Source organism: Bradyrhizobium sp. MOS001, assembly GCF_004634465.1.
GTDB lineage: Bacteria > Pseudomonadota > Alphaproteobacteria > Rhizobiales > Xanthobacteraceae > Bradyrhizobium > Bradyrhizobium barranii.
On sequence record NZ_SPVJ01000041.1, the window covers coordinates 51,786 to 77,206 of the forward strand.

The 25,421-nt window shown below is 64.5% G+C and carries 15 protein-coding genes; 2 read left to right on the forward strand and 13 right to left on the reverse strand.

Annotated features, from left to right (window positions below):
• Positions 1-184: 184 nt before the first annotated feature.
• The 10 genes from CT676_RS33665 to CT676_RS33710 form a co-directional block, all read right to left on the reverse strand.
• Positions 185-1,519 (reverse strand): HlyD family type I secretion periplasmic adaptor subunit, encoded by a 1,335-nt coding sequence (locus tag CT676_RS33665; RefSeq protein ID WP_085403450.1) that lies wholly within the window; start codon positions 1,517-1,519, stop codon positions 185-187.
• Positions 1,516-3,264, reverse strand: coding sequence for a type I secretion system permease/ATPase (locus CT676_RS33670; RefSeq protein ID WP_085403449.1), 1,749 nt, complete (start codon positions 3,262-3,264; stop codon positions 1,516-1,518). Before CT676_RS33670 ends, CT676_RS33665 begins: the two co-directional genes overlap by 4 nt.
• A 260-nt stretch (positions 3,265-3,524) precedes the next feature.
• On the reverse strand, positions 3,525-3,794 hold the full coding sequence (locus CT676_RS33675; RefSeq protein ID WP_063980822.1) for a GlsB/YeaQ/YmgE family stress response membrane protein: 270 nt from the start codon (positions 3,792-3,794) through the stop codon (positions 3,525-3,527).
• A 338-nt stretch (positions 3,795-4,132) separates the two neighbouring features.
• Positions 4,133-5,107, reverse strand: a complete 975-nt coding sequence (locus tag CT676_RS33680) for an ABC transporter ATP-binding protein (RefSeq protein ID WP_085403448.1) — start codon at positions 5,105-5,107, stop codon at positions 4,133-4,135.
• Positions 5,104-6,519 (reverse strand): Asp-tRNA(Asn)/Glu-tRNA(Gln) amidotransferase GatCAB subunit A, encoded by a 1,416-nt coding sequence (locus tag CT676_RS33685; protein WP_085403447.1) that lies wholly within the window; start codon positions 6,517-6,519, stop codon positions 5,104-5,106. The genes CT676_RS33680 and CT676_RS33685 overlap by 4 nt, the downstream gene beginning before the upstream one ends.
• Positions 6,516-6,713 (reverse strand): hypothetical protein, encoded by a 198-nt coding sequence (locus CT676_RS33690; RefSeq protein ID WP_018321359.1) that lies wholly within the window; start codon positions 6,711-6,713, stop codon positions 6,516-6,518. Before CT676_RS33690 ends, CT676_RS33685 begins: the two co-directional genes overlap by 4 nt.
• Positions 6,710-7,771 (reverse strand): oligopeptide/dipeptide ABC transporter ATP-binding protein, encoded by a 1,062-nt coding sequence (locus CT676_RS33695; RefSeq protein WP_085403446.1) that lies wholly within the window; start codon positions 7,769-7,771, stop codon positions 6,710-6,712. The genes CT676_RS33690 and CT676_RS33695 overlap by 4 nt, the downstream gene beginning before the upstream one ends.
• A 3-nt stretch (positions 7,772-7,774) precedes the next feature.
• Positions 7,775-8,677 (reverse strand): ABC transporter permease, encoded by a 903-nt coding sequence (locus CT676_RS33700; protein WP_085403445.1) that lies wholly within the window; start codon positions 8,675-8,677, stop codon positions 7,775-7,777.
• A 3-nt stretch (positions 8,678-8,680) separates the two neighbouring features.
• Positions 8,681-9,634, reverse strand: coding sequence for an ABC transporter permease (locus tag CT676_RS33705; RefSeq protein ID WP_014498430.1), 954 nt, complete (start codon positions 9,632-9,634; stop codon positions 8,681-8,683).
• Between the two features lie 190 nt (positions 9,635-9,824).
• Positions 9,825-11,483, reverse strand: a complete 1,659-nt coding sequence (locus CT676_RS33710; protein ID WP_085398862.1) for an ABC transporter substrate-binding protein — start codon at positions 11,481-11,483, stop codon at positions 9,825-9,827.
• Positions 11,484-11,683: 200 nt separating this feature from the next.
• On the opposite strand from CT676_RS33710, the gene CT676_RS33715 reads away from it, so the two are divergent.
• On the forward strand, positions 11,684-13,279 hold the full coding sequence (locus tag CT676_RS33715; RefSeq protein ID WP_085398861.1) for an ABC transporter substrate-binding protein: 1,596 nt from the start codon (positions 11,684-11,686) through the stop codon (positions 13,277-13,279).
• Between the two features lie 338 nt (positions 13,280-13,617).
• Here the strand turns inward: CT676_RS33715 and CT676_RS33720 are convergent, their stop codons facing one another.
• Both CT676_RS33720 and CT676_RS33725 read right to left on the reverse strand, forming a co-directional pair.
• Positions 13,618-15,849, reverse strand: coding sequence for an adenylate/guanylate cyclase domain-containing protein (locus CT676_RS33720; protein ID WP_135216242.1), 2,232 nt, complete (start codon positions 15,847-15,849; stop codon positions 13,618-13,620).
• A gap of 145 nt (positions 15,850-15,994) precedes the next feature.
• On the reverse strand, positions 15,995-22,807 hold the full coding sequence (locus tag CT676_RS33725; protein ID WP_167768240.1) for a FecR domain-containing protein: 6,813 nt from the start codon (positions 22,805-22,807) through the stop codon (positions 15,995-15,997).
• Positions 22,808-23,427: 620 nt separating this feature from the next.
• Here CT676_RS33725 and CT676_RS33730 point away from each other — a divergent pair.
• Positions 23,428-24,159: a transglutaminase-like cysteine peptidase gene (locus CT676_RS33730; RefSeq protein WP_085398858.1), complete on the forward strand. Its 732-nt coding sequence runs from the start codon at positions 23,428-23,430 to the stop codon at positions 24,157-24,159.
• Between the two features lie 12 nt (positions 24,160-24,171).
• Here the strand turns inward: CT676_RS33730 and CT676_RS33735 are convergent, their stop codons facing one another.
• On the reverse strand, positions 24,172-25,095 hold the full coding sequence (locus CT676_RS33735) for an AraC family transcriptional regulator (RefSeq protein ID WP_085398857.1): 924 nt from the start codon (positions 25,093-25,095) through the stop codon (positions 24,172-24,174).
• Positions 25,096-25,421: the final 326 nt, after the last annotated feature.

Genomic DNA, 25,421 nt, shown 5'->3' on the forward strand with positions numbered 1-25,421 from the left:
GAACTATAGCAAAGAAGAAGGTGCTGTAGGGTGGGCAAAGCGGAGCGTGCCCACCATCTTGATCATCGCACGAAGAGCGGTGGGCACGGCGCGTTGCGCCTTTGCCCACCCTACGAGATCGCGTATGTCGCCCGAGATCCCGGATGCGCGCTAAGCGCGCTCCGGGACGACGCGCTTTCGCGCGTCACTTCTCGCGGAAGGCCCGCATCAGCTGGTCGTGCAGCGGCTTCATCAGATAGGACAGCATGGTGCGGTCGCCGGTCTGGACGAAGGCTTCCGCCGGCATGCCGGGGATCAGCTTGGAGTCGCCGAGCTTGGCGACCTCTTCCGGGGACATCGACACGCGGATGGTGTAGTAGCTCTGGCCGGTGCGCTGGTCGGTGGTGACGTCGGGCGAAACGCGGCTGACGACGCCGTTGAGCTCGGGCGTGGTGCGCTGGTTGAACGCGGACAGGCGCAGCAGCGTCTTCTGGCCGATCTGGAGCTTGTCGATATCGACAGGATTGACCTTGGCCTCGACCTGGAGATCGTCCGCCTGCGGCACGATCAGCATGAGCGCATCGCCGGCGGTGACGACGCCGCCGACGGTATGCACCGTCGATTGCAGCACCATGCCGTCCTGCGGCGCACGGATATCGACGCGGCGGAGCTGGTCTTCGGCGGCGACCTTGCGCTCGATCATTTCACCGATCTTGTCGTTGGTCTCGCGCAGATCCTTGGAGACCTCGCTCACCATGTCCTTGTCGACCTGGATGATCTGGAGCTCGGTCTCGGTGATCTTGCCCTTGGCCTGCGCGCGCGAGGCGATGTATTGCGCGCGCTCGCCGTTGAGGCGGGCGCTGTCGCGTTCCAGCGTGGTCAGGCGCGAGATCTGCACCAGGTGCTTCTCGTAGAGATCGCGGACACCGACCAGCTCCTGCTGCACCAGGACGATCTCCCTGTCCTTGGCCTTTTCCTGCGCGGAGAGTCCTTCGATCTCCTCGTTGAGCTGCTGGACACGCTCGCGGAGCTGCGCCTTCTGCCCGGCGCGGCCATTGACGCGGACGTCGAACAACTTGGTTTCGGCGGAGAGCAGGTTCTTGACGTCGGGATCGTTGCCGCGATCGAGGAGCGATTGCGGAAACTCGATCTTGTCGACACCGCGCTGCTCGGCCTGGAGCCGCGCCGTGCGCGCCAGCGCGGCGTCGAGATTCTTGGTGACGATGGCGAGGTTCGCCTTGGTGACCGTGTCGTCGAGCCGCACCACGATATCGCCGGCCTTGACCACGTCGCCGTCGCGGGCACGCAGCTCGCCGACCACGCCGCCGGTCGGATGCTGTACCTTCTTGACGTTGGATTCGACCACGACCTGGCCCGGCGCGATCAGGGCTCCCGAGATCAGCACCGTCGACGCCCAGCCGCCGAGACCGATGACGAGGGCCAGCACGATGGCCAGCCCGAGCATCAGATGAAACCTGATGGAATCCCGCACGGTCCTCTTCGCGGCGGGCTTCCTGCCGCCGATAGCCATCGTGCTCATGACTTGGGCACTCCGCCTTCGCTGACGATCTTGATCGGTGCCGGCGGCGTCACGCGCGGCTGGAGCACCTGGGCAAGCACCTGCTCCTTCGGCCCGAACGCCTGCATACGGCCGTCGCGCAGCACCAGGATCTGGTCGACCGCCTCGACGCCGATCGGGCGATGCGCCACCACGATGACGATGGCGCCGCGCTCGCGCGCGCTGCGGATCGCGCGGGTCAGCGCCTCGTCGCCTTCGGTGTCGAGATTGGAATTTGGCTCGTCGAGCACGATCAGGAACGGGCTGCCGTAGAGCGCGCGCGCCAGCGCCACGCGCTGCGCCTGGCCCGCGGAGAGCGCGGTGCCCTGCTCGCCGACCTGCGTGTTGTAGCCCTCGCGCATCTTGATGATCATCTCGTGCACGCCGGCTTCCTTCGCCGCGGAAATGATGCCGTCAGAGGTGGCCTCGGGATCGAAACGGCTGATGTTCTGCGCGATGGTGCCGCCGAACAATTCGACGTCCTGCGGCAGATAGCCGATGTGGCGGCCGAGCATGTCGGAGGCCCACTGGTCGAGCGCCGCGCCGTCGAGCCGCACCTTGCCACGGACCGGATGCCAGACGCCGACAAGCGCGCGGATCAGCGACGATTTACCGGAGCCGCTCGGCCCGATCACGCCGAGGCCATTGCCGGCGGTGAGCGCGAAGCTGACGTCCTGCACGATGAGGCGCTGATCGCCCGGCGGCACCATGGCGATGCCTTCGACCGACAGACGACTGGTGGGCGCCTGCAACTGGGTCGGCATCGTCTGCGGCGGCATCTGCTCCAGCAGGCGCGTGAGGCGCTGCCAGCTCTGACGTGCCGCGACAAAGGATTTCCAGTGCGCGATGGCGAGATCGACCGGCGCGAGCGCGCGGGCGGAGAGGATCGAGCCGGCAATGATGATGCCTGCGGTCGCTTCCTGGTGGATGACGAGATAGGCGCCGACTGCGAGCACGGCCGATTGCAGCATCATGCGCAGCACTTTTGCGACCGCACCGAGGCCGCCGGCGACGTCGCTCGCACGCTGATTGCCGTCGAGGTATTTTTCGTTGGCTTCGCTCCAGCGCTGGTTCATCCGGCCGGTCATGCCCATCGAGACCATGACTTCGGCGTTGCGCCGGCTGGAGGCGGCGAGATCGTTGCGCTGGGCGGCGAGGCCCATCGCGTCCTTCGCCGGCTGGCGGGACATGAATTCGGTGACCAGCGTCAGCCCGACCAGGATGATGGCGCCGACCAGAGCGGTGAGGCCGATCATGACGTGGAAGGCGAAGCAGATGGCGAGATAGAGCGGCAGCCAGGGCAGGTCGAAGAACGCGCTCGGGCCCATGCCGCCGAGGAACGAGCGGACATTGTCGAGGTCGCGCAGCGGCTGCAGGCCCTCGTTGCGGCTGCCGACCAGGAGCGGCAGGCGCACGACGGTGTCGAACACGCGCTTGTTGAGGGCTTCATCAAGCGCCGTGCCGATCCGCCCCAGGATCCGGTTTCGGATCATGTCGAGCATGCCCTGCGCCATATAGAGGAAGCTGGCGATGATGATCAGGCCGACGAGAGTCGGAACGCTGCGGCTCGGCAGAACCCGGTCGTAGACCTCCAGCATGAAGATCGACCCAGTCAGATAGAGCAGGTTGATCATGCAGCTCATCAAGCCGACGCCGACGAACGCCGTGCGACAAGCACGCAAGGCGTCACCGAGCTCTGAACGGCGGACGCCGGGTACGGCTGCCATCAGTCTGATCTCTTTCGGGTAAGGGGCAACGCCCCTGATTTCCTAGGTCGTTCAGGGGTACGCGACCTGGATTAACATCGTATTCCCCCGCGACGAACGCGGTCGAATTAATCCAGGTCCCTGATAGGCCACCTCTACCCCTGACGGCCTCGCACGCAAGTCCGGTATTTCACAGTCTTTGCGGCTTTTTATAGCAGACATCGCGGCCTCTCCCCAGCGGGGGAGAGGCGAAAGTTCTGGCTCACCGAGCCAATGTGACGCTAGAGCCGGCCGCCGCCGCGCACCAGCCGCACCACCAGGAGCAGGATGATGGCGCCGATGGCGGAATAGATGATCTCGGACACGAGGCCGGTGCCGAGATGGATGCCGAGCTTCGGGAACAGGAAGCTTGCGACAAACGCGCCGGCGATGCCGATCACGATGTCGCCAATGATGCCGAACCCGCTGCCGCGCACCACCTTGCCGGCGAGCCAGCCGGCGACGAGGCCGACGAACAGGATGACGATGAGGCCTTGGCCAGAAATGTACATAAGTTGAAGTCCCTCTCCATGAACGGGGGCATGGAACCGGAACCGGGATGAATGGGGTCTGAATGGTCGGTTCGGATAAAAATGTCGAAAACAACCCCATGCACAGTAGGCGTGCAGTTGGCCGGTGGTGCGAGGTGAACTGTGACAAGTCGGTGTTGTCGTAGAGGGATTCTGAAGAAGTGCGCGGGGCTCTTCACCTCTCCCCGCCTGCGGGGAGAGGTCGGATCGCCCTTGCGATCCGGGTGAGGGGGTACAGGTCCCTCGACAATCTCATCCGCGGAAAGAGGCCCCTCACCCCAGCCCTCTCCCCGCAAGAGCGGGGCGAGGGAGCCCACCGGTTACGTCGCTCCCACCGGCTCCGCCAACACGCACCTCGCCGCCCGGCCCGGTCCGACCTCCACATTCGCAGGCAATTGCTCCAGACACCGCGACTGGGCGACCGCGCAACGGGGGGCGAAGGAGCAGTTGTTCGGCTTTTCGGCCAGCGAGGGCGGGGTGCCGGGGATGGTCTCCAGCCGGGCGCCGCGCTTGGCGCCGTGGATGGTGGAGGCGAGCAGGCCCTTGGCGTAGGGGTGCACCGGCGTGCGGACGATGTCGCGGAGCGTGCCCTGCTCAACGATCTGGCCGGCATACATCACCGCGACGCGGTCGCAGATCTCGATCGCAACACCAATGTCATGGGTGACGAAGATGACGGACATGCCGAATTCGCGCTGAAGCTCACGCAGCAACAGCAGGATCTGGATCTGCACGGTGGCATCGAGCGCGGTGGTCGGCTCATCCGCGAGCAAGATCTTCGGGCGGCAGGCGAGCGCCAGGGCAATCATCGCGCGCTGGCGCATGCCGCCGGACATTTCGTGCGGATAGGCATCCAGCCGTCGCCTGGCCGAGGGAATGCGCACGACCTCGAGCATTTCGAGTGCTCGCGCCCTGCCCTCCGCATAGCTCTTGCCTTCGTGACGCACGACGCTTTCGGCGATCTGCGCGCCGATGGTGTAGACCGGATCGAGCGCGAGCGCGGGCTCCTGAAAGATCATCGACACGGTCTGGCCGCGGAACGACGACAGCTCCTCGTCGTTCATGGCGAGCACGTCGCGGCCCATCACGTTGACCTTGCCCGAAATCTGCGTGCGCTTCTTCGGCAGCAGCCGCATCAGCGCACGCAGGGTCACGCTCTTGCCGGAACCGGACTCGCCGAGCAGGCCCAGCACCTCGCCGTCACCGAGCGAGAGGCTGAGATCGTTCACGGCATAGACCGTGCGCTCCCCGGTGAAGCGGATGTTGAGGCCTGAGATCTCGACGAGCTTTGTCATGACGGCAGTTTCGGCAACCTATCGTGATAGTCGGTGACGCGCTGGAAGGCGGCGCCGATGGTGAGCAGGGTCGCTTCATCGAAGGAGCGGCCGATCAGCTGCATGCCAACCGGCAGGCCGCTTTTGGTGAAGCCGGAGGGAATGGTGAGCGACGGCAGGCCGAGAAAATTCACCGGGCGGGTGAACAGCGTCAGCCGCTGCACCATGGCCGGCGCGTTCGGGCCGCCGCCGACATCGCTCTCCTCGATCGTCGGTGCCGGCACCGGCGATGCCGGCGCGATGATCGCGTCAACTCCAGCCGTGGCTGCATTGTGCGCGGCGAGTGCGGGGCCGCGCCAACGCATGGCTTCGAGATAGGTGATTGCGGGAACGGCAAGACCGTTCTGAAGCCGCATCAGGACCTGCGGGCCATAGTCCTGCGGACGCTCGATCATCCAGCGCTTGTGGAAGGCGGCGGCTTCCGCCGCGAGCACGAGCTGGCTTGCCGCAGACAATTGCCGCTGGTCGGGCAGCTCGACCGTGACGATATCGGCGCCCTCGCGCTTGAGCACCGCGATGGTCTCGTCCAGCACGCGCGCGACCTCGCCGTCGAGATCGTCGACATAGAAGGACGCTGGCACGCCGATCTTGAGGCCCTTCAGCGAGCCCTTGGTCGCACCGACATAGTCGGACAGCGGCTCTTGGCTGCAGGTCGAATCCGCGGGATCGGGACCGGCCATCAGCGCCAGCAGCAGCGCACAATCTTCCGCTGTGCGGGCGAGCGGGCCGACGGTGTCGAGCGATTGCGACAGCGGCATCGCGCCGGCGCGGCTGACGCGGCCGACGGTGGTCTTCAGCCCGGTGACGCCGCAGAAATGCGCGGGCATGCGGATCGAACCACCGGTGTCGGAGCCGAGCGCCGCGAACGTCAGGCGCGCCGCGACCGACGAGCCGGAGCCGGAGGACGAGCCGCCGGTGATGTGCGCGACGTTCCAGGGATTGCGCACCGGGCCGTAATGGGCGTTGTGGCCGGTCGGGCCATAGGCGAATTCGGCCAGATGCAGCGTACCGAGGCGGACCTGGCCGGCATCCTTCAGCCGCTGCAAGGCAGTGGACGTGACGGTCGGCACGAAATCGCGGCGGATCAGCGAGCCGCAGGTCGAGACGTGGCCCGCGTCGTAATACATGTCCTTGTGCGCGAGCGGCACGCCGTGCAGCGGACCGCGGACATTGCCCTTGGCGAGCTCGGCATCCGCGGCCTCGGCAGCCTTCAACGCGGGCTCGGCTTCAACCGACATGAAGGCGTTGAGATGCGGCTGCCACTGCGCGATGCGGTGCAGTAGCGCGCGCGTTACCTCATGCGAGGACGCCTGCTTCATCGCAATCGCACGCGCGACCTCGGTGAGCGTCATCAATGCAGGCTCACGGCTCATTTCGACACCTTCTGCGTCTGCGCGATTGGATAGAGCGCGGGCTCGAGATCGAACGGCAGCGTGCCGGCGATGGCCGCAAAGCCTTCGAAGGCCGGCCCGATGGAATTGGAGATGCGCGTCGCGATCTCGTCATCAACAGGGACGCCGGCGATCTGCGCGATCGGCTTGATCTCTTTGGGTGTCGGTCTTGTCATGCTGTTTCCTCTGCGGGCGCGCGGCTATGGCCTGAACCCGGAATCGCCATGTAGCACGCGGCCTCGTGGCCCATTCTATCGAGCGCGGTGAGCTTTGGTGCTGCATTTGCGCAGAGCGGCTCCGCAAACGCGCAGCGGGTGTGGAAGCGGCAACCCGGGGGCGGATCGATCGGATTGGGCGGATCGCCGGTGATCGGCGGTTTTTCGGTGCGACGATCCGGATCCGACGACGGCATCGCAGCAAGGAGTGCGCGCGTGTAGGGATGCGCAGGGTTATCCCAGACCTGGTCGACCGGGCCGAGCTCGACGACCTCGCCGAGATACATCACCAGCACGCGGTCCGAGATGTAGCGCACCACGTTGAGGTCGTGGCTGATGAAGAGATAGGTCAGCCCGAACTCGCGCTTGAGGTCGGCGAGCAAATTGAGCACTTGTGCCTCGACGGACTTGTCGAGCGCCGAGACGGCTTCGTCCAAAATCACCAGTCGCGGCGACAGCGCCAGCGCACGCGCGATGTTGACGCGCTGGCGCTGGCCGCCGGAGATCTCGTGCGGATAGCGGTTGGCGAAGTTTTCCGGCCGCAGGCCCACCTTGCCGAGCAGCTCGCGCGCCAGCGCCCGCGCCGTGCCATCGGCCATGCCGTGCACTTTCGGGCCGAACGCGATCGATTCCTCGATCGTCAGGCGCGGATTGAGCGAGGCATAGGAATCCTGGAACACCATCTGCATGCCGCGGCGCAGCTCGCGCAACGACAGCGCCTGGCCGACGGTCATGCCGTCATAGATGATGTCCCCGGTATCGCGCGGCATCAGATGCATCAGCAGCCGCGCAGTGGTCGACTTGCCGCAGCCGGATTCGCCGACGATGCCGACAGTCTCACCCTTCGCGACCGAGAAGGAGACGTTGTCCACCGCGCGCACGGTGCGCTTCGCGGCGAACAATCCGCCACGAACCGGAAAATGCTTGGTCAGGCCGTTGACCTGGAGCAGCGGCTGCGCGACGCCGCCAACGTCCTCGACCGGCTCCAGCATTTCAACGGATGTGTTGCTCTCGCTCATGGCCTAGTTCCTGATGTCCATGGCGCTGCGCAGGCCGTCCGAGAGCAGGTTGAAGCAGATCGAGACCGCGAAGATCATCGCGCCCGGCAGCGCGGCAACCCAGGGATTGACGTAGATCGCGGTGCGGAGCGTGTTCAGCATCAGGCCCCATTCCGGCTCCGGCGGTTTTGTGCCGAGGCCGAGGAAGGAGAGACCTGCGGCCAAAATCATCGAGACCGAGATCAGACTGGTGGCATAGACGAAGATCGCGCCCAAGACGTTGCCGAGGATATGCACGCGCATGATGGTGAAGGGTCCTGCGCCGGAGGCGCGCGCCGCTTCGACGAAGTCCATGTTGCGCACGCCGGTGGTGACGCTTTCGGCAACGCGGGTGATCTGCGGCACGAACACGACGGTCAGCGACACGATGGAGTTGAGGATGCCGGCCCCGAGCGCGCCGGAGATCGCGATGGCGAGCAGCACGGAGGGAAAGGCGTAGAACACGTCGATCGTGCGCATGATCGCGGTGTTGAGCTTTCCGCCGACATAGCCGGCGACGAGGCCGAGCGACGTGCCGATGCAGAAGGCGAGGATCACGGGCAGGATGCCGATGACCAGCGACAACCGCCCGCCGTAGATCAGCCGCGCCAGCATGTCGCGGCCGAGCTCGTCGGTGCCGAGGGGGTAGCCTGCTGTGCCGATGTGGCGGAGGCGGCGGATCATCGAGCCCTTGTAGGGATCTTCAAGTCCGAGCCACGGCGCGAGCACCGCGGAGAGGAAGATCAGCAGCAGCACCAGCGCGCAGGCCATGCTGACCTTGTCGCGGGCGATGCGGCGGCCGACGGTCGCCCAATAGCCGCGCGCCTTGGTGGCAGGCGCGGCCTGCAGCGCGGCATCGGCGGTGGCCGAAAACGGAAGCTCGCTCATCGGCTAGCCCCGCTTGATGCGCGGATCGATCGCGGCTTGCGCGATGTCGACCAGCAGATTGAGGAAGACGAAGAACAGCGCCAGGATCAGGATCGTGCCCTGCAGCAGCGGCAGGTCGCGCTGGAAGATCGCCGAGTTGAGCAGGAAGCCCGAGCCCGGCCAGGAGAACACGGTCTCGATCAGGATCGAGCCGCCAAGCATGTAGCCGAGCTGAAGCCCCATCACCGCGAGCGCGGTGGGCGCGGCATTCTTGATGACGTGGCGGAACACGCCGGTTTCGTGCAGGCCTTTTGCGCGCAGCGCCTCGACGAAATCCTGCGAGAGGATGTCGCCGGTGAGCGCCCGCACGGTGCGGGTGACGATGCCCATCGGGATCACCGAGGTCGTGATCGCCGGCAGCACCAGGTATTTCAGATGCGCCCAGTCCCAGGCCCAGGAGTTGGAGCCGTTCGGCCCGGCGCCGACCGCGGGCAGCCAGTTCAGCTGCACCGAGAAGATGATGACGAGCACCATGCCGAGCCAGTAATGCGGCACCGAGACGCCGGCGATGGCGAAGGAGGTCGCGACCTTGTCGATCCAGGTCTCGCGGAAATAGCCGGCGATCAGGCCGAGCAGGATGCCCATCGTGAAGCCGATGATGGCTGCCGCAATCGCGAGCGTGACGGTGTTGCTGACCGCGCGCATGACCTCGGCGAGCACCGGGCGCCCCGTGGCGATGGAATTGCCGAGATCGCCATGAAGGGCACGCAAGAGCCACAAGCCGAACTGCACCGGCAGCGGGCGGTCGAAGCCGTAGGCGGCGCGCAGCTGCGCCGCGAGCTCCTGCGAGGCGTCGGCCGGCAGCACCGCCACCAGCGGATCGCCCGGCGTGATGTGCACGAGCAGAAAGCACACCAGCGCCACGCTGATGACGATCGGAATGACATAGACGATGCGGCGAGCGATATAGGCGAGCACTGATTGACCTAACGTGATGTCGCACGATTGGGTGCGCGGGCTTGAGTGAGGGACGCGCGATGCGAGGGTTCCCTCCCCCCTTGCGGGGGAGGGTTAGGGAGAGGGGTAGCCACACAGGGACCGCCCGTGTGAACCCCCTTCCCCAACCCCTCCCCGCAAGGGGGAGGGGAGCCCTACCAGCGTGCTCGCCTCACGGCGTTATCGACACCAGCGAGAAGTCGATGAACCAGCTCTTCGGCTGCACGACGCCCGTCACCTTCGGGCTGATGGCACGGGGGCCGACGTCGTGGGCGACGTAGAGGAAGGCGGCATCGTCGACGGAGGCCGCGTGCAGCTCGGCGAGCGCCGCGTCGCGCGCGGCGGGGTCGAAGGTCTGGCGCGCCTTCTTCACCAGCTCGTCGAACTTGGGCTCGTGGATGAAGCCCCAATTGTTCGAGACCGGCGGCGCCATGCCCGATTGAAGGAAGCGCACCAGCGCGAAGAACGGGTCCATCGCCGCATAGGTGACGTTGGTCGCGTTCGAGCCGTTGGCGCTGGGATCCTTGGCGCCGCGGCGCCAGTTGGTGAACAGCGTGTTCCACTCGATGACGTCGAGCTTCACATCGAAATAGCATTCGGCGAGCGCCTGCTGGAGATATTCGTTCATCGGCAGCGGTTGCATCTGGCCCGAGCCCGACGCAGACGTCTGGATCTTCACCGTCAGCTTCTTTGACGGACCGAAGCCGGCCTCCTGCATCAGCTTTTGCGCAGCCGCCTTGTCATACTTGATCTCGAAGGTCGGCTTGCCGCGCCAGGGATGGCCGGGCTCGAAGGTGCCGGTCGCCGGCACCATCAGGCCCGCGAGCAGGCCGTCCTTGAGACCCTCGCGATCGACGCAGAGATTGGCGGCCTTGCGGACCCGGATGTCGTTCCAGGGCGAGCCCTCGACGCGCGAGAACTGCCACGGCCAGACATGCGGCTGCTCGTTGGCGTAGAGCTTGAAACCGCGCTGCTTGAGCTCGGGCAACGCGTCGGGCGCCGGCGCCTCGACCCAATCGACCTGCCCGGAGAGCAGCGCCGCGGTGCGCGCGTTCGCCTCCGGCATCGGCAAGAGCACCATCTTGTCGACCTTGGGCACCCGCGCCTTGTCCCAATAGGCCGCATTCTTCACGAGCTCGAGCCGCTCGCGCGGCGTGAAGCTCGCCATCTTCCACGGGCCGGTGCCCGCGGCGTCCTTGGCGAACGCGGTCCACGCGGCCTGCGACTTCGCCTTGGCGTCAGCGCCTTCCGCCTTGTCGTAGAAATGCTGCCACTTCGCCGGGCTCACCATGAACAGGTTGGTGAGGTTGATCGGCAGGAAGCTGTCGGGCTCCTTGGTGGTGAGCTCGACCGTCATGTCGTCGATCTTCTTCGCGGAGGCCAGCGTCGGCATGCGCGACGCGGTGACGCCGACCTGGCTGGCGTCGAACTGCGGTGCATCCTGCTTCAGCACCTTCTCGACGTTCCACACCACGGCATCGGCATTGAACGGCGAGCCGTCATGGAAGGTGACGCCGGGGCGGAGCTTGAAGATCCACTTGGTCTTGTCGGCATCGTCGACCTTCCACTCGGTCGCAAGGCCCGGGATTACCACGCTCGCCTTGTCGGCCGAGGACAGGTCCCAGCCGGTGAGCGCGTCGTACATGGTGAGGCCGGTGAAGCGGTTGCCTTCAAAACCCTGATCGGGCTGGCCCAATGTGCGCGGAATATCGGCAGCGGTCATGCCGATGCGCAGCACGGTTTCGGCGCTTGCCACGCTCGGCCACGCGGCCGCAGTCGTCAGAGCCAGCGCAGCAATCAGCGCCGCGCGGGTGGTTGTCTTCATAAGCATCGTCTCAGTCCTCTTCCGGCTTTCAATGACTAATTTTGATGCAAACGTATGCAATGGCTATGCCAATGGGGAAACTTTTTCTGCAAATTGCCCCTGCGACGACAAGTCTGTGTGATCACGTGTCGGCAAAGGCACCGTCCTGCCTATTCTGGCATCAAGATTGCAAGTTTGGCCCTGAAATCTCCTGGGAGCCTTGGGCCATGCGTATCCGACTATCGACCTGTCTCGCCGTGCTTGCGCTGGCGTTATCCGCGATCACGGCACGCGCCGAAACGGTGGTGCGCTACGGCATCTCGATGGCGGACATCCCGCTGACGACGGGCCAGCCCGATCGCGGCGCCGGCGCCTATCAGTTCACGGCGTACACCATCTACGATCCGCTGGTCGCCTGGGAGATGGACGTCGCCGACCGCCCCGGCAAGCTGGTGCCCGGGCTCGCCACCGAATGGAAGGTGGATGATGCCGACAAGACCAAATGGCGGTTTGCTTTGCGCAAGGGCGTGAAGTTTCACGACGGCAGCGAGTTCAACGCCGATGCGGTGATCTGGAATCTGGACAAGGTGCTCAACGACAAGGCGCCGCAATTCGACAAGCGGCAGAGCGCGCAGGTGAAGACCCGTCTGCCTTCGGTCGCTAGCTACGCCAAGATCGACGATTTCACGGTGGAGATCACGACCAAGACGGTCGATTCCTTCTTTCCCTACCAGATGCTGTGGTTCCTGGTCTCGAGCCCGGCGCAGTACGAGAAGCTCGGCAAGGATTGGGACAAGTTCGCGAGCCAGCCCTCCGGCACCGGTCCGTTCAAATTGACCAAGCTCGTGCCGCGCGAGCTTGCGGAGCTCACGAAGAATCCGGACTACTGGAACAAGAAGCGCATTCCAAAGGCCGACAAGATCGTGCTGGTGCCGATGCCGGAAGCGCTGACGCGCACCAATGCGCTGCTCGCAGGGCAAGTGGACCTGATCGAGACGCCGGCGCCGGACGCCGTGCCGCAGCTGAAAGCCGCCGGCATGAAGATCGTCGACAATGTCACGCCACATGTCTGGAACTATCACCTCAGCGTGCTGCCGGGCTCGCCCTGGACCGACATCCGCCTGCGCAAGGCGTTGAACCTCGCGATCAATCGTGACGAAGTCGTCGGCCTGATGAATGGCCTCGCAAAACCGGCCAAGGGCCAGGTCGACCCGTCGAGCCCGTGGTTCGGCAAACCGAGCTTTGAGCTGAAATATGATCTGGCTGCGGCCAAGAAACTGGTCGAAGAGGCAGGCTACTCCAAGGCAAAACCGCTGAAGGCCACCTTCATCATCGCCCAGGGCGGCACCGGCCAGATGCTGTCGCTGCCGATGAACGAATTTTTGCAGCAAAGCTTCAAGGAGATCGGCATCGACATCGACTTCAAGGTGGTCGAGCTCGAGACATTATATACGCATTGGCGCAAGGGCGCGGCCGACGAGATGAACGCCGGCATCACCGCCAACAACATCGCCTATGTCACCTCCGACCCGCTCTACGCCATCGTCCGCTTCTTCGCCTCCGATCAGATCGCGCCGGTCGGCGTCAACTGGGGCGGCTACAAGAACCCTGAGGTCGATGCGCTGATCAACAAGGCCAAGCAGACGTTCGACACCGCCAAGCAGGACGATCTGATCGCGCAGGCGCATGCGCTGATCGTCGATGATGCCGTGCTGGTCTGGGTCGTCCACGACACCAACCCGCACGCGCTGTCGCCGAAGATCAAGCAGTTCGTGCAGGCGCAGCACTGGTTCCAGGATCTGACGACAATCGGGACGGAGTGAAGGCGGCAAACGCCGGTGTCGTAGGGTGGGCAAAGCGTAAGCGTGCCCACCACCTCTATACGCGGAGTAAGATGGTGGGCACAGCGCTAGCGCGCCTTTGCCCACCCTACGGGAGTTGATGTTGGCGGCGAAGAGCAGACGGACGCTACCGCGTCAAACACCGCTGTCGTCCCGGGGCGCGACGTAGTCGCGAGCCCGGGACCCATAACCACAGGAGTGGTTTGGCGAAGACTCGGAGTTACCGAGTCGCGCGATAACCGCTCCCTGTGGTTATGGGTCCCTGCGTGCACAGGGACGACAGCGAGTGTGAGGCCCCGAGCGGGGGCCTCAAGCACCCCCTACTTCGTCAGCAGCGCATACGCCCCGGTCCATCCCTCCGCCGGCGGATTGATCTGGAATTCCTTGATGCGCGCCTCGTACAGCTTGAACAGCTTTTCCAGCGTGTCGGCATCCTCGCTGTGGCGGCCGCGCTCGATCGCATCCAGCGCGCCCTGCCAGTCGCGGCCGCGGTAGCAGCCGAGCATCTCGATGGTGACGTTGCGCAGACGCTGGAAGGCGCCCGAATGCATCACGTCCTCGCGGCCGGCGATGGCGTAGATCACCTCGGGTTCGGTCTTGCCCTTGACCATGATGAAGTCGAGCTCGAGGATCGCGAACTTGTCCTTGGCGGCGAGCGCGGTCCTGGAGCCGACGATGATGGGAAAGCCGTATTCCTTCGACTGGCCTTCCAGGCGCGAGGCGAGGTTCACGCTGTCGCCGAGCACCGAATAGTTCTTCTTCAGATCGGAGCCCATGTTGCCGACGACGCCGATGCCGGTGTTGAGGCCGATGCCGACATTGAGCGGGATGTAGACATGACCGCCATCGGCGGCCTCCTGCTCGCGCTCCTTGTTGACCGCGTCGATCTGCTCCAGCATCTGGATCGCGGCCTCGCAGGCGTTGACCTCGTGCTCGGCATCGTCGAGCGGCGCGTTCCAGAACGCCATGATGGCGTCGCCCATGTACTTGTCGATATAGCCCTTCTGATCGATGATGACGTCTGTCAACGGCGTCAGGAAGCGGTTCATCAGCGCGATCAGGCCTTGCGGATCCTGCTTGTAGCTCTCCGAGATCGTGGTGAAGCCGCGCACATCGGAAAACATGATCGTCATCTCGCGCTCCTCGCCGCCGAGCACCAGCTTTTCGGGCGACTGCGCGAGCTGCTCGACCAGGACGGGCGACATGTATTGCGCGAACATGCCGCGGATCTGCACGCGCTGACGCTGCTCGCGCACGAAGCTCGCGAAGATCAGTGTCAGATAGATCGCGGTGGTCGAGAGCAATGGGTAGGTGAAGTCGATGAGATAGCGATACTGCGCATAGAAGAACCAGGATACGCCGACCAGGATGGCGGCGAACATGGCACCCGCGAGCCCAAGGCGCACCGGTCCGAGATTCGGCGTGAAGATGATGACGAGCAGGCCGATCACGAGCGCGGCGATCAGCTCGACGCCGAGCGCATAGTTCGGCTGGGAGATCACCGCGCCGCTGAGCACGCTCTCCAGCACCTGGGCATGAATCTCGACACCCGGCATGGTCGATGACACCGGCGTGGTCTTGATGTCGTTCAGCCCGACCGCCGAGGTGCCGACCAGCACCAGCTTGCCGGCGATCCTGTTCGGCGGCACGGTGTTGTCGAGCACATCAGCGGCGGAGACGTAGATCGAGGGATCCTGGCGGGCATAGTGCACCCAGAGCTGGCCGTTCTTGTCGGTCGGAATCTCCACGCCCTTGAGGCGCACGGCCCTGATGCCGGTCTTGTCGGTCCGGACCAACAGCGTCGGCGTTCCCGTGACGACGCGTAAAATCTCGAGGCTGAGCGAGGGCATGATGTTGCCCTGGGCGCGCATGATCAACGGCACGCGGCGGATCAGGCCGTCGCGCTCGGTCTTGATCGAGAACAGGCCGCGGCCGGCCGCGACCTTCTCGATGACAGGCACGTTGCGCAAGAGGCCGGGGAATTCGAACAGGAAACGTTCGGCATCCGCTTCGCCGACCGTCGCGACGCCGGTGAAGGGCAGCGACTTGTCGATCTCGGACGAGATCGCCGGCTGCCCGGTTTCGCCCAGCACCACGTGCGAGCGCTTGATCGCGTCGGCGAGGACCTGGTCATTGGTCGGCAGTTCGCGCAGCCTGGCGCGGGTGGCGTCGTCGAGATCGCGCATCTGGCTCGCGACCAGATCCGGGTTGAGCCGGTCGGCTTCGGAGAACACCATGTCGAAGCCGATCGTCACCGCGCCGTTACCGGTGAGGTTCTGGATCAGGTCCGCGATCCGCGTGCGCGGCCATGGCCACTGGCCGAGCTTGGCGAGGCTCTTGTCGTCGATGTCGACGATGGTGACCGGCCGCGCCGCCTTGTGGCGCGGATCGATCAGCTGGAACATGTCGAAGGTGCGCAGCCGCAATTCCTGGATCGGCGGCGGATCCCAGACACGAGCGCCGGCGAACAAGACCAGCAGCGCAAGGCACATCAGCCGCGCGAAGCCGAGCTTCCGCGCAAACCACCGCCGCAGGATCTTCAGACGTTTCATTTTAGTCGGACTTCCTGACCTGTATCGCGCCCGGCGCCGATCATGCAGCTGCGGCGCGTAATTGGCTATTCCCCGGCGGTTCAGGATTATGGATTTTTTGCCGCGGTCAAGCTGCGAGCCGGCCGCCAGGAGGCCCCGGCGGCGATCAGGTGATGTGGAAGATGAAATCGCTGGCCTTCAGATTTGCCGCGATCACGTTCTTCAGCAGGATCGTCTCGTGGTTGTCCAGCGTGATCTGGGCGCCGCCCGATTGCGGAGCGATATTGACGTCGTCCAGCGAGCTGATGCTGCCGAACTGCCGCAGGTCGATCTTGTCGAGGCCAATCTCGAAATCGTCGACGCTGTGCTGGACCGTGGACTGCGACGACGTCGGCGCGAACACGAACTGGTCCTTGGCGCCGCCGCCGATGAGCGTGTCGCTCGACTCGGTGGCGAAGATCACGTCCTTGCCGTCGGTGCCCTCCAGGCGGACGCCCTGGCTGTTGGCGCCCTCGACGAAGATGAAGTTCACGGTGTCGGAATGGCCGGTCGAGTCGGCAACGGTCACCGTGATCTTGTCCGTTGCGGGCGGCTGCGGATACTGCTCGGTGCTGGCGCCTGTCGGGTCGTAGGTGATGCCGGCACTTTCTGCGAGGCCGGTGTTGATCTGCTCGAGCGAGCCCGTCGTCGGATATGCACTGACGCTGCTGGTATCCGGATGCGAGGTCGACACCGTGACGGTGAAAATGTCCGTCGCCGCGCCAGAATCGGTATCGGTGACCACCAGATCGGTGATGATATCGTTGCTGTTCTCGCGGATGTGCTCGACGTGGAAGCTCTCGGTGTTGATGACTGGGCCGATGGCAGGCGTCACGCTCGTGCCGATGGTGGTGATGTCGTGCGAGATCGGCGTGGTGCCGCCGGTGCCCGTCGCCGTGAGATCGATCGTCGCCGTCGAGCCAGCGGTGGTGATGGCGCCTGTATAGGTGTCGTCGAGAGCGTGGACGCCCAGCGCGCCAGGCTCGCCGCTGAATCCGTCGGCAGGCACGAACCGGATCAGCGTAGCGGAGCTCAGCACGAGCGCATTCGCATCACCGACCGAGTCGACATCGACCCAGCAGCCGCCAACCTTGTACTGCCAGACGCCCTGGTCGGCGGTCGCGGCGTCCGACGTCACCGCGATGGCCTTGAAGGTCGCGCCAGTGTCGGCGTCATGGAACTTGTTCGTGAAGAGATCGCGGATCTTGCTGCCAGCCGGATCGCTGTCGTTGCCGGCGACGGCGGCCAGCGTCGCGCTGTCGAGCGTCGGCGCGTCGTTCTTGCCGGTGATCGTGATGGTGACGTCGGTCGTGGTGGTCTCGCCCCGGCCATCATCGAGCGTGATGGTGGACACGACCTTCGCCGTCTGGTCCTGGCCGAGGAAATCGAGCGCGTTGTCGGCGATCGAATAGTGCCAGGTGACGGTACCGTTGTTCTTGCCGGTCAGCTGATACGTCAGCGCGTTCTTCAACGCGGCGGTCTCGTCGGGCGTGAGCGACGCGGTGAGGTCGGTGGCGCCGTCGAGCCAGGTCACGTCCTGGTCGACCTTCGTCACCGTCGGCCGGTCGGTCAGGTCGATGTCCTTGAAGTCGATCGAGCCGGTCGCGGCCGGCGACGGGTCGATCGTCGAGGACGAACCGGTGGTATCAGGCTGCTCGGAGAAGCTTGCGGTCAGCTGCGCCACGTCCGTGGTGGTGAATGCCGGCGCATCGTCGTCCGCATGGATCGTGATCAGCGTGTGGCCACCCTCATCACTGCCCGCGAAGTGCGCGTCGCGATAGTCTCCGACCAGGGTCAGGCTGATGCTCTTGCCATCGTCGCCGGTGACCGTCAGCACGCCGCCGCTCGCGGGGTGGTCGGCATCCGGGACATAAACCGCGCTGGTGCCAGGCCCCCACTTGATCATCGTCAGGTCGATCTTGTCGTTCGCGGACAGCTCCGCGATCGAGCCGCCGAAATCCTTCGTATCGATCTCCAGCTCGGCGCCGTCACCGGCAAGCGTGATCGTTTGCGATACCGCACCCTTGACCTCGAGCGTCGCGCCGGCATCGACGACGACCGCGCCCGTGGCCGAGCCCGACAGCGAGCCAAACAGCGTCAGCGTCCCGGTGTGAACCTCGATCGAGCCAGTGCCGGTGTTGGTGATGTCGCCCGTGATCGACGCAGTGCCCCAGCTGTCGATGTCGCCATAATTTTCGATGGTCAGATCGGCCCCGGAAATGGAGGCCGCGTGCAGATCGATGTCGCCGTGGTTGACGATCGAGGACGCATCACCGAACACGCCGCTGCCGGCGACCGTCCAGGTGCCGCCTGCGTTGTTATTGAACGTGGCGGTGGCGACCGAGATGTTGCCGTTGATGTGGCCGGCGTTGTTGATCGTGATCTCGCCACCAGTCTCGACGATCGCGTAGGTCGATGAGGTCACGCTGCCGGCATCGGTTGGCCCGATGGTGCCGGAGTTGATGATAGTCGCAGTGCCGGTACCGTTCTCCTGGATGGAGATCGCAGCGACGCCATCGGCGCCGACCACGGAGCCGGTATTGGTGATGTGCGTCGAGCCGGTCGCCCCCGCATCGTCCTGGTCGACATTGATGCCGGACGAGGTCGTGCCGGTGATGTGCCCGTTGTTGGTGACGGTGACTGCGCCGTTGCCATGGGAGACGATGTCGAGACCGACCGCGCCGGAAACGCCGCCGCCGATCGTCGCCGTGATATTGCCCGCGCCGTTCGCACCGTCATGCAGCACGATGCCGTTGCCAGTCTGGCCGGTGATGTCGCCTGATGTCGTCAGCGAGATGTCGCCGATGCCGTTCTGAGTGACGACAATGCCGTTGGTCGCGCCGGTCAGCGTACCGCTCGGGGTCAGTACGATATTGCCGCGATGGCCGATCGTCCCGCCCGAAGCGGTGAAGTCGAGCGCGTCGCCCTTGCCCGAATTGATGTCGGCATCGCCGGTGACCGTGAAAGTACCGCCGGTCGTCGCCTGACCGGCGATAGTGCCGGTAAAGGCATGGCTCGTCTTGTCGAGCTCGAGCGTATTGGTGCCACCGGCGAAGGTGACGGTCTGCGCGTCCGCGCCACCAAGCTCCAGCGTCGTGTCATCGTCGATGATCAGCGTGCCCGTGCCGGTGATGCCGCCGGACAGGTTGAGCGTACCGCTCTGGACTTCGATGGTGCCGGTGTTGGTGACGCCGCCCGTGATCGTATTGAGGCCGGCGACGCTGTACAGGTTGCCGGCATTGGTCAGGCTGCCGCCGTTGATCGAGACGTCGGTCAGATAGAGCTTTGACGCGCCGTCGACCGAGATGATGCCGCCGGCGTTGGCGATGGTGGAGGCCGTGAGCTTCAGCGTGCCGCCGGTCACTGCCTCGATCAGACCGTGATTGGGGATGGCGTGAAGGATGCCGGGATCGATCGTCAGGGCGCCGCTGGTGACCGAGATCGTGCCGGTGTTGCCGACGTCGGCGTTGTCGATGGCGCTCGCGCCGGTCGATTCCAGCGTGCCGGCGATGGTGAGCGTGCCACCGGCCAGGCTCGCACCGTTCAACGTCAGCGTCTTGCTCGCATCGACATTGACAGTGCCGTGATTGACGATCGCGGTGCCCACAACGGTCGCGTTGTCCAGCGTCAGCGTGACGCCGCTCTCGACCGTCACCGCACTGACGCTGAGCGTGGCGGCGCTGTCGATCTTGCTGGCACCGGTGACGTCGATCGTGCCGGCACCCTTGATGGCGCCGCCGCTGATCGTGGCATTGTCCAGCGTCAGGACCGCATTGCCGTCGACGATGACGTCGCCGCTCGAATTGTCGACGGTCGAGCCCTGCTCGATCGCGAGCGCGCCGTTGGCGAGCACTTCGATGATGCCGGCATTGGTGACGGTCTCACCGCTGAGCGCATTGCGCGCACCGCTCACCTTGAAGACGGTATTGTTTTTCAGAATGCCGCCGCTCAGGACGGCATCGCCGGTCAGATCGATCTCACCGTTGTTGGTAATCGTGCCTGCGCCGCGAATGCCGACGTTGAGGACGGGGCCTCCCTCGTCATCACCGCCGCCGGTGTCGATCACCGCACCAGCTCCGCCGATGGTCGCATTGTTGACGATCAGCTTGCCGCTGGCATCGACCGTGATCTGACCGTCATTGATAACGCTGGAGCCCTGATGGATCGTCAGCCAGCCATTGGCCAGCACCTCGATCACACCGGCCGCGGTGTTGGACACGGTCTCGTGGGCGAACTCGACCGTGCCCTTGACGTTGACGGTGCCGGAATTGTTCAGCGTGCCGTTCTCGATCAGGCTGGTGCCGTCGAGCTCCAGCGTGCCCAAAATGCTGACGGTGCCACCATCGACCGTCGCGGTATCGACGATCAGCGTCGAGCCGGCATCGGCCCTCAGCAAGCCGCCGGCGTTGTGGATCGTGGCGAGCGTCTTCAGCGTGCCGCCGGACAGCTCGATCGTGCCGGAATTGGTGATCTTGGTGCCGCTGGCGAAATCGCCGCCGCCCGCGAGCGTCAGATAGCCGGCATTGGTGAGCACGCTCGTGCCCAGAATCTCGGCCTTGCCGCCGACCGACATCGTTCCGGTCGCGGCGGTCGTGAGGATCGAATCGGCACCCATGTTGAGCGCGCCTGATATCGTCAGCGAGCTCTGGACGATCACCTTCGGCGGCGGGCCACCGAAATCGTTCATCGTCAGCGACTTGGCGTAGGCCGCGGTGTCGATCGTCACCGGATAGGACGGCGTCAGGCCGTGCAGCTGATCGGTGATGACGATGACGTCGTCATTGATGGTCGGGACCGTACCGGTTGCCCAGTTCGCCGCGTCCTTCCAGAAGCCGCCGGAGGGAGCGCCGGCCTTGTCGGTCGCGATCCACACCACCGCGGGCGCGTCGGTGCCGGTGATCGTGACGGTGATGGTCTGCTGTGAGGTCGCGCCGTGCGAATCCGTCAGCGTCACGGTGTAGACCAGCGTCAGCACCTCACCCTTCGGGATGAAGTCGGCGAGATAGACCGGCAGATCGGCCAGCGACCAGTTGATGGTGCCGGTGCCGTCTCCGGTGCTGTCGGCGCCCGCCGCGATCGCGACCGACATCGCGCTCTGGAACGCCGCGAGCGGGCCCGGCGGAACGGTGCCATCAGGCAGGGTCGCGCTGGTCAGCGCCACCGACACCGTATGCTTGTCGGTGAGATCCACGTCGTCGAAGTTCAGCGTGCCCGTCGTCGGCACATCGCTGGTGAGCGGGCCACCCGGCACGCTGGTGCCGCCTTCAAAGATGATGACCGGAACGCTGGTGGTGATCACCGGCTTGTCGTTGGTGCCGGTGATCGTGATCGTGATGGGGATGAAGGCGGTCTCGGGGCTGACCGAGAAATTGTTGTCGACGCGGACCATGTAGGTCAGCGTCAGCGTTTCGCCGGCCGCGAGGAAGTCGAAGACGTGGTCGGGGATCGTGTAGGTCCAGACCGCCGAGCCGTTGTTGTTGTTGCCACCGTCGGCGGCGACGCTGATCTGGATCTGCGTCGCCGCGATGTCCTGCTTCTGAAGTGCAGAGAGCGTGCCGGTGACGTCCTGGCCGGCACTCTTGTAGACGTAGTTCGGCGCATCGGCGAGATTCACGCTCACCGTCGGCCTGTCGCCCAGGTTCTGGTCGACGAAGGTGATCCGGCCGGAGATCGTGTCGGAATGCGTCGTGTCGCCGGTCGTGTCCGCGCGCTCGGTCAGCGCAAACGCCGTCTTCACATTGCCGTTGAGATCAAGGCTTTGAGACAGAGGCTTGCCGGGGTAACGGTTGAAAGGCGTCGTGTGATCGCTGGGCCCCTGCGGTCCCTGCTGACCGAGGTTGGTGAAGAGCGCGGTCGCGATGTAGCCGGCCGGCGTCTTGATCACCAGGCCGTCGCTGGTCTGCGTGATCGTGTCGGTGAAGTTCGTGGTCAGCTTGGTGTTGGTGTTGTTGTCGGTGAACTTCAGCGTGAACACGTCCGTGATCAGCTTCTGCACGTCCGGCGACAGCAGCCCGTTGGTGATCGAGACATTGCCGCCGCTGATCTGGATCATCTGGCCGGCCTGGTTGACCGTCGCGATCGGCAGCAGCGTGACCTTGTCGAACAGGATGTAGGAGCCCGTCGTGCCGTTCGGCTCGACCAGCACCTGGAAGCTCGCCTGCGGCTGCGGATCGCCGCCGCCGGCAGGAACGACGAAGTTGATCTGGGTCAGAACCGCCGTGCCGCGGATGCCCATGGTGGCGACCGGCGTGTCGATCTTCATGTCGCCGTGCTTGGCGGTCTCGCCCGCGACGAAGGTGATGGTGCCCGCAACCAGGCTCAGCAGCGAGGAATTGCTCGACCCGTTGGGGTCGTAGACCATCTCGTTCAGCACCATCCGCGCATTGGAGGACAGGCCGAACACGGTGCCGTCGATGAAGGTGATGCCGAGCGTCGAATCCGCGCCGGTCGAGACCACATCGCCCTTCTCGACATTGTCGCCGTTGTTCAGCGTGACCGAGACGCCGTTGCGAACCGCGGTCGCGCTGCCGGAGAGTTTTGTGACGTGGCCGATGACCTGCGCGGCGGCGATGCCGGGCGCGGCCTGCGCAACCTGCACATGGCCCGTGAGCGCGTTGACGACGTCGCCGGTGAGATGGGCGCCATCGGGCGAGGCGATCGCTGCGCGCTTGTCGCCCTTGAAATAATCGTGAACGACGAACTCATGCCCCTCGTGGGACAGCACGAGGTCGAGACCTGCGCGCTTGAACTCGCCATTGAAGATCAGGTTAGCATCGGGAACAACGAACGTGCCGTCGGGCACGTGACCGTGCGCCTTCGCGACAAAAGGCTTGGCGATAAAAGTCTTGGCCGCAAAGGAATCGACATGAACGTCCGCGGCCGAGCGGGAACCCTCGCCATCAAGGGGAATCGTGGCGTCAAATTTGCCAGCGTAATTCAACCGGGGGGCACCGCAAAAAGAGTTAAAATCTAAGTAAGTAACGACCGCCTAAGCTTGAATAGCATTACCAAGTCCTTAGCGAAACCATCTATTGCTTGTGTGATTCCCATCACTTGGCTGGAGGAGTCTCCAATAGCGGCGCCTTCACAGAGAAGTCGAAGTAATTCTTTAAATATTCCGAGGTCGGTTTTCGGCTTATTTTCACGCATTCCCAGTCATCCAAAGTAACCAGTCGCCCATATCGAACGACGGATACTTGTGTCATCTTTTGTTCGTAGTTCCCCGCAGCATCCTGCGGCAAATACGGGGCAGAATCTGTGACCCAACTAACAGAACCCGTGAAATAGCGGGCTGTTAGCCATAAGCGGTAGAATCAGCCCTCCCGCAGCTTCAGCCCGCAATTGGTTCCATTTCGCGGCGACGGAGCCCTCCTAGCCGGCGAATCGTAAAATTTTACGCAATTTGCACAGGCCCGTTTCAGCCTGTCCCACGGTTTTGGGAGCCCTGCCGGGCGCATTAAGCAGAACAAAACGGCCCGTCTCGCACTATCTCCGCGAAAGCAACAAAGCCCGGCACGACCAGGTCGAGGGGGACCTGGCGAAGCTGGAAGGGGATGTCAGATGGAGACCGCTGCTCGCTCGCGCGCTTGGCGCGCTGTCATTGTGCTGTGCGGATTGATCCTGCTTGGATCGGCCGCCGAGCTCCGCGCCGGCACGCTGCTGTCGCCTGGGGCCGGCGTCCTCGTGCGCAAATCCGCCGAGCCGTTCGGCGTGTTCGCCTTCGCTATCTCCTCCGGCAGCCTCCAGCAGAAATGGTTCGCGCTGAAGCAGAAGCTCGACGACGACATGGTGCAGCTCGCGCTGTGCGACGGCGACCGGGACAATTGCGCGTCGCCCGCGGCGCTCAAACTGATCGCCATCGTCGACCAGGCCCGCAGCCGCGACGGCCGCGCGAAGCTGGGCGAGACCAATCGCGCCATCAATCTTGCCATCCGGGCCGCCAATGACGGCGCCGACGACGTCTGGAGCTCGCCGCTCGCGACCTTTGCGCGGGGCGCTGGCGATTGCGAAGACTATGCCATCGCCAAGCTGGCCGCGCTGCGGCTCGCCGGCGTTGCCAATGAGGACCTCCGCATCGTCGTGGTGCGTGACGTCAGGGCCGGCGAAGAGCATGCGGTCGCCGCAGCAAGGCTCGACGGCCACTGGCTGATGCTCGACAACCGCCGCATGGCGATGGTCGAGGACGACGCGGCCCAGACCTACCAGCCGCTGTTCGTGCTCTACCAGTCCGCCGTGATGAAATATGTCGACGAACCCGTGCGGTTGTCGATGGCCGCGCCCGAGGCGCACTGACGAAGAAGATGTTCACCGCGTGCGTCGCCGCCAACCGCTCGGGGTCTCGCCGGTCAGCTTCCTGAATGCCGCAGCGAAGGCGGTCTGCGAGGAATAACCAAGCGCGGCTGCGATCGACACGATCGAGTCGTCGGTGTCGCGCAGCATGTTCATGGCCTGCTCGAGCTGGTGCTGGCGTAGCCAGGCATACGGCGACAGCCCGGTGCTTCCCTTGAAGGCGCGGCAGAAATGGAAGCGCGAAAGGCCGGCATCGGATGCCAGCGCCGCGAGCGAGACGTCCGCATTGCTGTCCGAACGCAAGCGTTCGATGGCGCGACACAGCACCTTGGGCGACAACCCGCCGGTGACCGGCTGGACCGTTACAGGCGAACCTGCGTGGGCAACCAGCAGGCGCGTCGCCAGAAGATCAGTCATCTGATGCCTGAACAGGGCATCCAAGGCCGCGCTGCCTTCCAGCACATCCGCAGCACTCAGGAGCAATCGGGATGTAACGGGGTCGGGATGGACCGTTCGCTCCACGAGATCACCAGGAGCGGCCACGTCGGCTTCGTGGGCAACGCGCTGGAGCGTTGCGTGCGGCAGGTAGAGCTGAACGACATTCAGAGGCTGGTAAATGTCCCATCGTGAGCTCGAACCGGCCGGAATGACTGTCACGGTCCCGGGACGCGTCATTCCATTCACAAATGCTTTCCCGTTACGGCGCTCGAACCGCACCGACCCGGCGGGGAACGTCATGATGACGTGATCGTCCATGGGCTTGACGACGTCGTGGAGGGGATCATGCTTCCAAAGTGTGATCGCGCCGCAGGATGATGACGCCATGTGAACGGGCTTCGTCTTGAGTACGCGCGTCATTTCCGCATCGGGACACTCGCCGATCGGCAACTGGGAAGTGTCTGGATTCTGCGAAATATCTCGCAAGCGAGGTTTGCTCATGGACCTGTTCTCGCCGTTGAGAGGGTCTGGTTTGAGCGTTCGAGGCGTTCTCAGGAATACGGATCTGGGGTCTCTTCCCAAAGTGACCCTGCTGCAAGTTTAGACGAAACGCGCGTTCAGATCGACCTGCATTCTCGGATAGTGCGGGACCATGGTGCCGCAGGGCAAGGTTTCGCAGGTTCCGCGGCAGCTCGGCCAATGACCAGCTGGTTTGTGTTCTTCCGCTTTTGGCCGATTTCGTTGAAAAAGTCGGCTGTTGCGGCGCAGAGATATCAGTGATTCAGTCTGTCTAATTGGCAGGACTGAAGGTCATGATGGGGCATCGG